Here is a 12,885-nt window from a genome sequence, read left to right as displayed (position 1 = left end):
TTATGGCGCGCAGCAACCTGAACGTCTCGGGCATTGAGATCGCCAACGATAAGCCGTTTGTGCTGTTCGGCGGCATGAACGTGCTTGAGTCCAGGGAACTGGCGTTTGAAGTGGCGGAAAAGTATGTGGATGTCTGCACTCGTCTGGGCATCCCGTACGTATTCAAGGCGTCCTTCGACAAAGCCAACCGCTCATCCGTCAACTCCTTCCGCGGCCCCGGCCTCGAGAAGGGGCTGCAGATCCTGGCCGACATCAAAAGCAAATTCGGCGTGCCCATCATCTCGGACGTGCACGAGCCTGGTCAGGCTGCCCCGGCGGCGGAAGTCTGCGACATCATCCAGTTGCCCGCCTTCCTGAGCCGGCAGACTGACCTGGTGGTGGCCATGGCCAAAACCGGCGCCGTCATCAACATTAAGAAAGCCCAGTTCCTGGCACCCCAGGAAATGAAGCACATCATCACCAAGTGCGAAGAAGCCGGCAACGACCAGATTATCCTCTGCGAGCGAGGCACCAGCTTCGGCTACAACAACCTGGTGGTGGACATGCTTGGCTTCGGCATCATGAAACAGATGAACGTGCCGGTGTTCTTCGACGTCACCCACGCCCTGCAGATGCCGGGCGGTCGGGCCGACTCCGCCGGCGGGCGTCGCGCCCAGGTCACCGACCTGGCCCTGGCGGGAATGTCTCAGGGCCTGGCTGGCCTGTTCCTTGAGGCTCACCCTGACCCGGACAAAGCCAGATGCGATGGCCCCTGCGCCTTGCGCCTGAGCCAGCTGGAACCGTTCCTTGAGCGAGTGAAAGCTGTCGACGATCTGGTAAAAAGCTTTAAACCTATCGACACCGCCTGATTGGCGGTGTTGGTATTTTGACAGGTCGCATGCCTCATTGTTTTTGGAATGACGGCATACTGTGAACCTTGAGAGCGAGCGACTGGAAGGGCCTGGCGAAAATTTCGGAGGCCAGGGATGGCCGGAGAGAAGCGCACATGGATGTGCTTGTAGCGGTTTTCGCCAGGCCCTTCCAGTTGATCGCTCCGGCACCATCATTCAAAGCTTGTATAGTGATTAAAAGATAAAATCTGGAGAATCAACCGAATGACCAAGATTGCCAACATCAAAGCCCGTGAGGTTCTGGATTCACGTGGTAACCCCACCGTGGAAGCAGACGTCATCCTGGAAGACGGCACACTGGGCCGCGCTTGCGCACCGTCCGGCGCCTCTACCGGTTCCCGCGAAGCTCTGGAACTGCGCGATGGTGACGCCTCCCGTTACCTCGGTAAAGGTGTTCGCAAAGCCGTTGAAGCCATCAACGGTCAGATTCGTGACGCCCTGCTGGGTAAAGATGCCGCAGACCAGCGCAGTCTGGACCAGATCATGATCGACCTGGACGGCACCGAAAACAAAGCCAACCTGGGCGCCAACGCCATCCTGGCCGTATCCCTGGCTGCTGCCAAAGCCGCAGCTGTCTCCCTGGGCAAGCCTCTGTATGAGCACATCGCCGATGTAAACGGCACCTCCGGCAAATTCTCCATGCCGGTGCCGATGATGAACATCCTCAACGGTGGTGAGCACGCCGACAACAACGTCGACATCCAGGAATTCATGGTCCAGCCGGTCTCCGTGAACAGCTTCGGTGAAGCCCTGCGCGTTGGTGCCGAAATCTTCCATAGCCTAAAGAAAGTGCTGAAGGCCCAGGGCCTGAACACAGCCGTAGGCGACGAAGGTGGCTTTGCCCCCAACCTGCCGTCCAACGAAGCAGCCCTGGCGGCGATCAAGGAAGCCGTCGAGAAAGCCGGTTATGAACTGGGCAAAGACGTCACTCTGGCGCTGGACTGTGCCTCTTCCGAGTTTTACAAAGATGGCCAGTACCAGCTGTCTGGTGAAGGCAAGAGCTTCGATTCCGAAGGCTTTGCCGATTACCTGTCCGGCCTGTGCGACCGTTACCCGATTGTGTCCATCGAAGATGGTATGGACGAGAGCGACTGGGACGGCTGGAAAGTGCTGACCGACAAACTGGGCAGCAAGGTTCAACTGGTCGGGGATGACCTTTTTGTCACCAATACCAAGATTCTGAAGCAGGGTATCGAGAAGGGCATTGGTAATTCCATTCTGATCAAGTTCAATCAGATCGGTAGCCTGACCGAGACTCTGGATGCCATCAAGATGGCTCAGGATGCTGGCTACACAGCGGTCATTTCTCACCGCTCCGGTGAAACCGAAGATACCACCATTGCGGATCTGGCCGTGGCTACCTGTGCTGGCCAGATCAAGACTGGTTCTCTGTGTCGTTCCGACCGGGTTGCCAAGTACAACCAGCTGCTGCGTATTGAAGAGGCGCTGGAAGGCAAGGCACCTTACCGTGGCCTGAGCGAAATCAAAGGTCAGGGTTGAGGATTAGCGACGTTTTCTGACCTGCCGGTCCATTCCGGCAGGTAACAAAATGTTAAGGCCATCGCGTTCTGAATGAAAATTCAGACACGATGGCCTTTTTGTACAGTGACTTACAGAAAATTGTTGCTAATCTACTATAAGGTCTATACTTGACCCTCGACTCGTTTATTTTGTTGTTCATTTTCTGTACGGATTCGGCATGAAATCGCTTTGGGCCATTCTGGTAGTGCTGATACTCCTGCTGCAGGTTCGCCTGTGGATCGGGGAGGGCAGTTTTGCGCAGGTGTGGGCCCTGGAGCAGTCGATTGCCGAGCAGCGGGAAGAGAATGCCGAGTTGGCGGCCCGGAATGACCGGCTTTATGCGGAGGTGCGGAATCTTCGCAATGAGCAGGGGGCCGTTGAGGAGCGGGCCCGGATGAATCTTGGCCTGATTCGTGAGGATGAGACGTTCTTTCTCGTTGTTGAAAATTGATTTCAGACCCGGGTGGTGCGAGCGCCGGGGAGTGTCTCTCCGGGAACCGCTACAAGCACATCCATGTGCGCTTCTCTCAGGCCATCCCTGGCCTTCGAAATTCCCGGAGAGACACTCCCCGACGCTCACCTGACCTTTGAAGTGCCGTCCCATGAAAAATGCAGATCTTTGGCTTATTGTCCCCGCCGCCGGTATCGGCCAGCGCATGAACGCCGAATGCCCCAAGCAATACCTCAAAATCAATAACCGTTTCATCCTGGATATCACCCTGTCCCGTTTGTTGGACAACGCCCCGTTTAAAGGTTGTATGGTGCCGCTGAATCCGAAGGACCACTGGTGGCCGGAGAGTGAGTCGGCGAGGGATGATCGGGTGCAGACCTGTACTGGGGGCAAAGAACGGGCGGATTCGGTGTTGTCGGCTCTGGTAGCCCTGGAGGGGCAGGCGGCGGATAATGACTGGGTGCTGGTACATGATGCGGCGCGGCCCTGTGTTCATTCTGAAGATCTGTCCCGTCTGATTGAGACGTTGTCTGAGCATCCGGTGGGTGGTTTGCTGGCTGCGCCGGTGGCGGACACGTTGAAGCTTGCCGAGGCCGGATCATTGCCGGTGGTGAGTGAGACCATTGACCGGAGCCGGTTGTGGCGGGCGTTGACGCCGCAGATGTTCCGGTTCGGAGCGTTAAAACAGGCGTTGTCATTGTGTCTGGAACGTGGCCAGTCGATTACGGATGAGTCCTCTGCCATGGAGTTTTCCGGTAACATGCCGGTTCTGGTGGAAGGGCGCCCGGATAATCTGAAGATTACGGTCCCCTCGGATCTGGCGCTGGCGGAGTTTATTCTCGGGCGTCAGTGATTCCCTGCATTCTGTTCTGTTTTCGGAGATGATCATGCGCATTGGTCAGGGCTTTGATGTCCATGCCTTCTGTGAGGGCGATTCTGTCATTCTTGGGGGTGTGACGATTCCCCATAGCCACGGTCTGAAGGCGCACTCGGATGGGGATGTTCTGTTGCATGCGCTTGCCGATGCGCTGTTGGGCGCGGTGGCGCTGGGTGATATTGGCCATTTCTTTCCGGACTCCAGCGAGGAGTGGGCCGGTGCAGACAGCCGGGATTTGTTGCGGCGGGTGATGCAGCGGGTGCTGGATGAGGGCTACGCGGTTACCAATATTGATTCCACAATCATTGCCCAGGCGCCGAAAATGGCGCCCCATATAGAGGCGATGCGGATGAATATTGCCGAGGATCTGGGCGTGCCCGCTAATCGGGTGAGCGTGAAAGCCACCACCACAGAAAAGCTGGGCTTTACCGGGCGAGGGGAAGGCATTGCCTGTCAGGCGGTGTGTTTGCTTGAGGCGGTTTCCCAGTGAGTGAGGATTCTCAGTGGCTGTTGGACTGGCCGGTGTCTGGCGGAGCTCGGGTTGGTCGTGCTGAGCTGAAAACGTCGCCAGAGGATTTTCGGGTTACGGAGTTGCTCTGGCCGGAGCGGGAGGATGATGTCGCGGCGCCGGGTCCGGTTGCGGTATCGGGCGACGGTGAGCACCTTTGCCTGCGGCTGGAGAAAACCGGTGACAATACCGAGTACGTCGCACGGGAGCTGGCGGCTCTGGCGGGCTGTCGTTCTTTCGATGTTGGTTTCTGTGGCCTGAAAGACCGGCATGCGGTGACGGTTCAGTGGTTCAGTCTTTATCGGCCTGGCCAGGAAGCGGACGATCAGGCGTTGATGGCAGAGGTTGGCCAGCGTTGGCCGGTTCGGGCCGCGGTTCGCCATTCCCGCAAACTGAGGCGGGGCGATCATCAGACCAATGGTTTTGAGATTGTGCTGCGCAATGTGACGGGCCAGCGCGAGCTTGTGGAAGCCGGGCTTGCGCGGTTGGCGAGCCAGGGCGCCCCCAATTATTTTGGCCCCCAGCGGTTCGGTTTTCAGGGAGCGAATCTCGACCGTGCTGTACAGATTGATCCCTCACGGCTCAATCGCAAGCGCGGACGCGCTGGCAGAAGCGCGTCGAAAAACGTATTGTACTTTTCGGCGGCACGTTCCTGGCTGTTCAATCAGGTACTTGCGGAGCGGGTCAGCAATCGAACCTGGACTGAGGTGTTGCCGGGAGAGCCGGAACCCTCAGGTGCCGGGCCAACCGGACCACTGTGGGGCGATGGCGGTACGCTGGCCTCGGGCGAGCAGGAATCCCTTGAGCGTGGCGTGGTGGATGCCTGCCCGGAGTTGACCAGGTTGTTCCAGTCCACCCGCATGAAACCGGAGCGTCGCCCCCTGGTAGCCCGCCCGGGAGAGTTCAAATGGCAGTGGCTGGATACCACCACCCTGCGGATTCAGTTTGTGTTGTTGCCCGGGCAATATGCCACAACGGTATTGGGTGACCTTTTCGAGCTTGAGGACCTGAGCCTCAGCCGTGATAACAAGTAGTATGGCTAGCGGAGATAATTGTGCGAATTCTGTTGTCCAACGACGATGGCGTTCATTCGCCGGGTCTGGTGGCGCTGTATGAGGGTCTGAAGGGCCTCGGGGAGCTGGAAGTTGTTGCCCCGGACCGGGATCACAGCGGTGCCAGTAATGCCCTGACACTGAACCGACCTCTTACGGTAGAGCAGCACCCCAATGGTTTCCGGTCTGTCGACGGAACGCCGACAGATTGCGTACACCTGGCCGTTAACGGTTTGTTCGACACGGCGTTTGATCGGGTGGTGTCGGGCATCAATACCCACGCCAATCTTGGTGATGACATCATCTACTCGGGCACAGTGGCTGCTGCTACCGAAGGGCGCCATCTGGGGCTGCCTGCCATTGCTGTATCGCTGGTCAACAATGGCTATTTCCATTACGACACGGCTGCCCGGGTAGTGCGGCTGTTGCTGGAGTACAAGCAGGCCCTGAAACTGGGCCCCCGTTCCATTCTCAATGTAAATGTGCCGGATCTGCCCTGGGAACAGCTTAGCGGGTTCCGCGTGACCCGTCTGGGGCACCGTGAACGGGCCGAAGGTGCGGTGCCGATGACCTGCCCGAGAGGCAAGCAGCGATACTGGATAGGGGCAGCGGGGCAGGGCGGAGATGCAGGCCCGGGTACGGATTTTCATGCGGTGCGTGAGGGCTATGTGTCCATCACCCCGGTGCACATCGATATGACCCGGCATGAAGCCTTGTCCGGCCTCAGGGAATGGGTTGACGGTCTGGATATGACTACTGGAGGTCAGTCATGACGGCCCAGCTCGAAGGCATTGGTATGACCTCACGGCGCACGCGCATGCGTCTGGTGCAGCGTCTGCGTGAGGGGGGAATAGAGTCTGACCGGGTGCTTGAGGTGATTGGCCAGGTGCCCCGGCATATCTTTCTGGATGAAGCGTTGTCACACCGGGCCTACGAGGATACCTCGCTGCCCATCGGGCATGGCCAGACTCTTTCCCAACCCTACATCGTCGCCCGGATGACTGAGCTGTTGCTGGCCCATGCGCCGCAACGGGTGCTGGAACTGGGGACCGGCTCCGGCTACCAGACGGCCGTACTTTCGCAACTGTTCCCCGAGATCTACAGTGTTGAGCGTATCCGCCCGCTCCAGGATCGCGCCCGGGACCGGCTGCGCCAGTTAAACGTGCGCAATGTCCTGCTTAAACATGCGGATGGTGGTATGGGCTGGCCAGAACGAGGGCCCTTCGATGGCATCATCGTAACGGCAGCCCCGGTGGAAGTTCCCAGAGAACTGCTGGATCAGCTGGCCGATGGTGGCGTGCTGATAGCCCCGGTGGGGGAAGAGAATCAGGTGTTGGTTGAGATTATCCGCAAAGGCAATCGCTTTGAGCGCCACAACCTTGAACCGGTGCATTTTGTGCCTTTGTTGGGGGGAGTTATCCGTTAATGTCAGAACCGTCGGTGTCGGAAACAGACCAAAACCAGACTGAGTATCATCACCGCCTGCCTGCGATATTTCTGAGGGGCATGGCGATGGGTGCCGCGGATATTGTGCCAGGTGTTTCCGGTGGCACCATTGCCTTCATCACCGGTATCTACTTCCGCTTGCTGGAGGCCATCAGTGCCGCGCCCGTAGCCTTTGTGCGCCAACTGGTGCGGGGTAATGTGGCCGGCTTCTGGCGAGCCATCGACGGAACATTTCTGGTGTGCCTGCTGGCGGGGATTGTCTCGAGTGTTGCCAGTCTGGCCTCTGTTATTACCTGGTTGCTCGAAACCCAGCCGGTTCTGATATGGAGCTTCTTTTTCGGTTTGATCGTGGCCTCGGTCTGGCATGTTGGTCAGCAGATCCAGCGCCCTCGGGCCGGTTTGCTCGTGCCGTTTGTGGCGGGGGCTGTCTTTGCCTGGTGGGTGACGACCTTGCCGGCCAGTGAACTTGCGCCCACGGGTATTGCCTTCCTTGGAGCTGGCGCGCTGGCCATCTGCGCCATGATTCTGCCCGGAATCTCTGGCAGCTTCCTGCTGTTGATTATCGGCATGTACGCCCCCGTTCTTGCCGCGATCAAAAATCTTGAACTGATCCATCTGGGGCTGTTTGTGCTGGGTTGCCTGATTGGGTTGTTGTCGGTTGCGCGCCTGATTACGCTGGCCTTTCGGCATTTTCACGACACTGTGTTAGCGCTGCTCACCGGCTTTATGGTGGGCGCCTTGAGTAAGGTTTGGCCCTGGCAGGAAACCCTCAGCTGGCGTACCAACAGTGCCGGGCATCAGGTACCGTTGAGCCAGACCCCGGTGACACCGGAAACCTGGACAACGCTTTACGGGCAGGATCCCCAGATTCTGCTGGCGGTGTTAATGGCGGCGCTCGGACTGGCGCTGGTGTTAGTGATTGAATTGGCCAGCAAAAAGGCAACGCCTGCGGAGAGTGGTTCTGCCTGAGCCAGAGAAAATGTTACCTGGCGCACAAAAAGACTGTTCCCGAGGGTAACAATCCTGTGCGCAGGGTAACTTGGAATTGCCCGATAATCGTGCAATATATTAGTAAGTTAGTCCTGAATGATAAGAAACTGGATAAAATCAGGGCAATTCTTAAGACGGATTTTTCATAACCGGGCAGCTTTTAATACGTGACTCTTTTTAACGGGCGCATTCAATTCGAGCATTTCCCCGTTTGGTGGTCTGAAGTCCCGGCTTCTGAGCGCCGGAGCCCTCCATTGTTCCGGGCCCTCATGACGGCGCTTCTGGTCGTCGCCGTGCTTATGCTCTCCGGCTGCAATACCAGTGCAATCTATCAGGACGATCTGTATAACCCTCCGGTTTACTGGGGCTCCCACGTGGTCAAGAAGGGTGAAACCCTGTATCGAATCGCCTGGCAATACGGTCGGGACTACCGGGAGCTGGGGAATGCCAATGGCATCGGGCCGCCCTGGAATATTCGTCCGGGGCAGGTGCTTCGACTCGATCGCAAGGGCACGATCCCCCGGACCGCGCGGACGACCGCGCCCTCCAGGCCCGCGGCATCACCACCCCCTTCCCGTTCAGATGCAGGCGCGACGGTGTCGAAACCGGCTGCCAAACCAGCGACCTCCGCTCCGACGTCCAGGTCATCCGGTAGTCAGGTGGTGGCCAATGTACGGTGGCACTGGCCGCATTCTGGCACTGTAATTGCAAACTTTTCTTCGTCTGGCAAAGTCAATAAAGGCATTGATATCGCCGGCAATCCCGGTGATGCTGTCAAGGCGGCGGCTGATGGAAGCGTGGTGTACGCAGGAAACGGGTTGCTAGGTTATGGCAATCTGATTATCGTGAACCATAACGAACATTATTTGAGCGCCTACGCACACAATCGGAAAATTCTCGTAAAGGAAGGGGAGGGTGTGAAAGCTGGACAGGTAATCGCCGAACTGGGCAATACCGGAACCGACAAACCGAAGTTGCATTTCGAGATACGCAAGAATGGCAACCCGGTAGATCCATCCAGGTATTTACCAAGGCGCTGAAAATGCGCACGGGCTCCAAGCCTGGAGGATATTACCCAACAGCCTGACTGAAACCGCGAAACAGAAGAACAAAAACGGCAACGGTAATTGCCAGCCAACAAGTAAATGTCCTGAAGAAAACCAAAACTGAAACACTCCCGGAATAAAAAGAAGTAGCGGGTGACAACAGGATTATTGAGAGGCGGGGTAAACAATGTCAGTAGAACAGGAAGATATCATTATTGATCGCGTAGCAGATCTGGAAGACGCCGACGATCAACTGTTAGCCGAAGACAAGCCTGAAAAAGCGTCTGCCGAAGACGAAACCACAGAAGTCGAAGACGGATTTCCCGCACAGGGAAAGTACTACTCCAACCAGAAGCAGCTGGATGCCACTCAGCTGTACCTCAACGAAATTGGTTTTTCTCCCCTGCTTACTCCGGAAGAAGAGGTGTACTTCGCGCGGCTTGCCCGTAAAGGGGAAGAGAGCGGCCGTAAGCGCATGATCGAGAGTAATCTCCGGTTGGTGGTCAAGATTGCGCGCCGCTACGTCAACCGTGGGCTGACACTGCTCGATCTGATCGAGGAAGGCAACCTGGGGCTGATTCGGGCAGTTGAGAAGTTCGATCCCGAGCGTGGATTCCGTTTCTCCACCTACGCTACCTGGTGGATTCGCCAGACCATCGAACGAGCCATCATGAACCAGACCCGCACCATCCGTCTGCCGATTCATGTGGTCAAGGAATTGAACCTGTACCTGCGGGCCGCCCGTGAGCTGACCCAGAAACTGGACCATGAACCGACCGCGGAAGAAATTGCCCGCATGGTCGACAAGCCGGTTGACGACGTAAAACGCATGCTCGGCCTCAACGAGCGCGTTGCCTCCATGGACACTCCGATCGGGGCTGGCAGTGACAAGTCCCTGATGGATACCGTGGCCGATGAGGGCGCGTCGGATCCTGCGGATCTGCTGCAGGACAACAACATGTGTTCTTGCCTGGAGAAATGGATTGACCAGCTCAGCGACAAACAGCAGGAAGTGCTTTCCCGCCGTTTCGGGCTGAGGGGCTATCCCATCAGTACCCTGGAAGAGGTTGGCCAGGAGATTGGCCTGACCCGGGAAAGGGTGCGGCAGATTCAGGTGGAAGCCTTGCGTCGCCTGCGGGAGATCCTTGAGAAAGAGGGATTGTCCGGAAGTCTGCTGTTCAAATAGACTGGATTGACGAGATCAGTGAAAAAGCCGGCCATGGAAACATGGTCGGCTTTTTTGTTAAATGTGGCGGCAAATGAGAACCAGGTGGCGATCAGCCCGCAAAGTTCGTTGTTAGAATGGGCCACCGGGCAGATCTAGGGAGTCGCCCTGGTGTCGAATGAAACACTCAATAATAACGATCGAAAGGAAAGGACTATGAAGAAGGCTCTTACTGCAGGATTTGCATCCCTTTTGCTAACCGGTGTTCTGTCAGCCCCGGCTTCCGCCCTGACCGTAGGGGACGTCGATGTGCCCGATACCTATTCTGCCATGGGGCAGGAACTCAAGCTCAATGGCGCCGGCACCCGTTCCAAGTGGTTTATGGATCTTTATGTGGGTGGTCTTTATGTACCTGAACAGGTGAGCGATGGCGAAGCGGTTATCAACGCTGATGAGCCCCAGGCCATCACGCTGCACATTACCTCGGGGATGATCACCAGCGAGCGCATGACTGAGGCGACCATGGACGGCTTCAAGGCATCCACCGATGGTGACCTGTCTGCTATCCAGTCGGATGTGGACCAGTTCATGGCGGTATTCCAGGAAGAGATCACCGAAGGTGATGTGTTTGATCTGGTTTACCTGCCCGGCGAAGGCGTGCGCGTACTCAAGAACGGCGAGCAGAAAGATACCGTTGGTGGCCTGGAGTTCAAGAAGGCGCTGTTTGGTATCTGGCTGTCAGACAAGCCCGCCCAGGAAGACCTGAAAGAGAAAATGCTGGGCCAGCGTTGATCGCAACCCAGATCTGAAAAAGCCGGCATTCGCCGGCTTTTTTGTGCCTGTCAGTTCGCTTTTAACACAGTTTACTGGTAGTCCCGCTTTTGCTTGAATTCGCACAGATCCTCAATTATGCAGGCGCCACATTTCGGCTTTCGGGCTGTGCAGGTATACCGGCCGTGCAGGATCAGCCAGTGGTGAGCGTCCATCAGGAACTCTTTCGGCACCAGCCTGACCAAGCGTTTCTCGACTTCCAGTACATTCTTGCCCGGCGCGATACCGGTACGGTTGGAGACCCGGAAAATGTGGGTGTCCACGGCCATGGCTGGCTGCCGGAACGCTGTGTTCAGCACCACATTAGCCGTTTTACGGCCGACGCCGGGCAAGGCTTCCAGGTCTTCCCGCCGGGCCGGGACTTCACTGCCGTGTTTCTCGATCAGAATGCGGCAGGTCTTGATCACATTCTCGGCCTTGCTGTTAAACAGGCCGATGGTCTTGATGTATTCCTTCAGGCCGTCAACGCCCAGGGCAAGAATGGCCTCGGGCGTGTTCGCTACCGGGAACAGCTTGTCGGTGGCCTTGTTCACGCCTACGTCTGTGGCCTGAGCGGAGAGAATGACCGCAATCAGTAGCTCAAATGGCGTGCTGTAATTGAGCTCTGTGGTCGGATTGGGGTTAGCCTCCCGCAACCGGGAGAAAATCTCGGTACGTTTTTCTTTGTTCATGCTGGCCCGATCTGGTTCAGGAAATAGTGCCGGTTACGCGCACCCGTTTGCTACCTGTGCTGGCCGGAGCGGGTTCGGCGGCTTTTCTGCGTTCTTTGAGGTGATTGTCGATGCCGTTCTTCAGGGCAATCAACAACCCGAGGCCCACAAAGGCGCCCGGTGGAAGCACCATGAACAGCATGTCGGGGTACTGTTCGAACGGCCGGATGACCCAATCCGCCGCCATGGGGCCGAGGAGCAGGTGCATGTCGGCGAACAATGTGCCCTGGCCGATCAGTTCCCTCATAGCGCCCAGGGTCATCAATACCGCAAGGAAGCCGATCCCCATCATGGCGCCGTCCAGAATGGCGGGTAACGGTGGATTCTTGGAAGCAAAGGCATCGGCACGGCCAAGAATGGCGCAATTGGTAACGATCAGCGGGATGAAGATGCCGAGAATCTGGTACAGCTCATAGGTGAACGCTTGCATCAGCAGTTCGGCGCAGGTTACGAACGAGGCAATGATCATGACGAACGCCGGCAGTCGAACGGATTCGCTGACGAAGTTCCGGATAAGGGAGACCGACAGGTTTGAGCCCATTAACACCAATAGTGTGGCCAGGCCCAGGCCGATGGCGTTGACGACCGTGCTGGTGACGGCAAGCAGCGGACACAACCCGAGAACCTGCACCAGGGCAGGGTTGTTGTGCCAGAGGCCATCCTTGATGATTTCGCTGGACGTTTTCGTGCTCATGATCAGGAGTGCTCCGCTGGTTGAGTATCGGCGGCAATGGCTTCCGGAGACAGGCGGCGCTTACCGGGCTCCGGGGGCGCGTTCACCCGTTCTCGGATGATCTCACGGTTCTGGCGAAAATAGACCAGGGTTTTCTGTACCGCTTTCACCACCGCTCTCGGAGTGATGGTGGCTCCGGTGAACTGGTCGAAGATGCCACCGTTCTTCTTCACATTCCAGGCGTTGGGGGCAGGGTTACCGAGAGACTTCCCGTCAAACCCATAGATCCAGTCAGACTTGCGGGTTTCGATACGATCGCCAAGCCCCGGTGTTTCCTTATGGCTGGTGACCCGAACGCCCAATACCCGGCCTTGAAGATCCAGGCCAACCAACAGGCGGATATTACCGGAGTAGCCGTCTGGTGCCACGGTGGGCAGTATCATGCCGATAGGCCGGCCGTCTTTTCTGGCAACCCAGGCCCGCACGGGGCCTTCAACGGGTAGCCGCTCGCTGGCAGGCAGGGTGACCATATCTCTCAGCAGGTCATTATCATGCTGGCTTTCCGGAATAATCTCGAACAGTGCCCTGGCCTCGGCGCGGGCAGCCTGCTCCTGAATCCGGTCTTTGGTCAGCCCCTGAGTCAGGGCAATGGTGCCGCCGGTAATAATGGCAAACAGGCCCAGGCCGATTGCGCTTCGACGGATGGCGGTGGTTACTGCACTCAT

The 12,885-nt window shown here is 57.4% G+C and carries 15 protein-coding genes; 12 read left to right on the top strand and 3 right to left on the bottom strand.

All coding sequences use genetic code 11. The features are described from left to right. Window positions 1-2: 2 nt before the first annotated feature. The 12 genes from kdsA (at window position 3) to Q674_RS23305 (ending at window position 10,738) form a co-directional block, all read left to right on the top strand. Window positions 3-848: a 3-deoxy-8-phosphooctulonate synthase gene (gene kdsA, locus Q674_RS23360; RefSeq protein ID WP_023007898.1), complete on the top strand. Its 846-nt coding sequence runs from the start codon at window positions 3-5 to the stop codon at window positions 846-848. A gap of 246 nt (window positions 849-1,094) precedes the next feature. Next, window positions 1,095-2,390 (top strand): phosphopyruvate hydratase, encoded by a 1,296-nt coding sequence (gene eno / locus Q674_RS23355; protein ID WP_011784437.1) that lies wholly within the window; start codon window positions 1,095-1,097, stop codon window positions 2,388-2,390. A 199-nt stretch (window positions 2,391-2,589) separates the two neighbouring features. Beyond that, window positions 2,590-2,862 (top strand): septum formation initiator family protein, encoded by a 273-nt coding sequence (locus Q674_RS23350; protein ID WP_011784438.1) that lies wholly within the window; start codon window positions 2,590-2,592, stop codon window positions 2,860-2,862. 151 nt (window positions 2,863-3,013) lie between these two features. Continuing rightward, complete coding sequence (ispD, locus tag Q674_RS23345; protein WP_023007897.1) at window positions 3,014-3,715, top strand: 2-C-methyl-D-erythritol 4-phosphate cytidylyltransferase; 702 nt, start codon at window positions 3,014-3,016, stop codon at window positions 3,713-3,715. Window positions 3,716-3,749: 34 nt separating this feature from the next. Then, window positions 3,750-4,229: a 2-C-methyl-D-erythritol 2,4-cyclodiphosphate synthase gene (gene ispF, locus Q674_RS23340; RefSeq protein WP_023007896.1), complete on the top strand. Its 480-nt coding sequence runs from the start codon at window positions 3,750-3,752 to the stop codon at window positions 4,227-4,229. After that, window positions 4,226-5,281 carry a tRNA pseudouridine(13) synthase TruD gene (truD, locus tag Q674_RS23335; protein ID WP_023007895.1) on the top strand — a complete coding sequence of 352 codons (1,056 nt, stop codon included), beginning with the start codon at window positions 4,226-4,228 and terminating at the stop codon, window positions 5,279-5,281. Before ispF ends, truD begins: the two co-directional genes overlap by 4 nt. 20 nt (window positions 5,282-5,301) lie before the next feature. Next, entirely contained in the window at window positions 5,302-6,072 is a 771-nt protein-coding gene (gene surE, locus Q674_RS23330) for a 5'/3'-nucleotidase SurE (RefSeq protein ID WP_023007894.1), read from the top strand. Then, complete coding sequence (locus Q674_RS23325; protein ID WP_014421914.1) at window positions 6,069-6,725, top strand: protein-L-isoaspartate(D-aspartate) O-methyltransferase; 657 nt, start codon at window positions 6,069-6,071, stop codon at window positions 6,723-6,725. Before surE ends, Q674_RS23325 begins: the two co-directional genes overlap by 4 nt. Further along, window positions 6,725-7,714, top strand: a complete 990-nt coding sequence (locus tag Q674_RS23320) for a DUF368 domain-containing protein (protein WP_023007893.1) — start codon at window positions 6,725-6,727, stop codon at window positions 7,712-7,714. Before Q674_RS23325 ends, Q674_RS23320 begins: the two co-directional genes overlap by 1 nt. A 290-nt stretch (window positions 7,715-8,004) precedes the next feature. Further along, complete coding sequence (locus tag Q674_RS23315) at window positions 8,005-8,775, top strand: peptidoglycan DD-metalloendopeptidase family protein (protein ID WP_031209663.1); 771 nt, start codon at window positions 8,005-8,007, stop codon at window positions 8,773-8,775. Between the two features lie 193 nt (window positions 8,776-8,968). Next, on the top strand, window positions 8,969-9,967 hold the full coding sequence (rpoS, locus tag Q674_RS23310; RefSeq protein ID WP_023007891.1) for an RNA polymerase sigma factor RpoS: 999 nt from the start codon (window positions 8,969-8,971) through the stop codon (window positions 9,965-9,967). Window positions 9,968-10,162: 195 nt separating this feature from the next. Continuing rightward, on the top strand, window positions 10,163-10,738 hold the full coding sequence (locus Q674_RS23305) for a chalcone isomerase family protein (protein WP_011784447.1): 576 nt from the start codon (window positions 10,163-10,165) through the stop codon (window positions 10,736-10,738). Window positions 10,739-10,809: 71 nt separating this feature from the next. Here the strand turns inward: Q674_RS23305 and nth are convergent, their stop codons facing one another. Genes nth through rsxG form a run of 3 tightly spaced genes read right to left on the bottom strand, consistent with a single transcriptional unit; the run spans window position 10,810 to window position 12,885 of the window. Continuing rightward, window positions 10,810-11,448: an endonuclease III gene (nth, locus tag Q674_RS23300; RefSeq protein ID WP_014421910.1), complete on the bottom strand. Its 639-nt coding sequence runs from the start codon at window positions 11,446-11,448 to the stop codon at window positions 10,810-10,812. A 16-nt stretch (window positions 11,449-11,464) separates the two neighbouring features. Next, window positions 11,465-12,181, bottom strand: a complete 717-nt coding sequence (locus Q674_RS23295; RefSeq protein WP_023007890.1) for an electron transport complex subunit E — start codon at window positions 12,179-12,181, stop codon at window positions 11,465-11,467. 2 nt (window positions 12,182-12,183) lie between these two features. After that, a complete protein-coding gene (gene rsxG / locus Q674_RS23290) occupies window positions 12,184-12,885 on the bottom strand; it encodes an electron transport complex subunit RsxG (protein WP_031209662.1) in 702 nt (233 codons plus the stop codon).

It is taken from the genome of Marinobacter sp. EVN1 (assembly GCF_000475375.1).
GTDB lineage: Bacteria > Pseudomonadota > Gammaproteobacteria > Pseudomonadales > Oleiphilaceae > Marinobacter > Marinobacter nauticus.
Note: the sequence above shows the minus strand (reverse complement) of the source record. Positions and strands in the feature narration are given on the sequence as shown.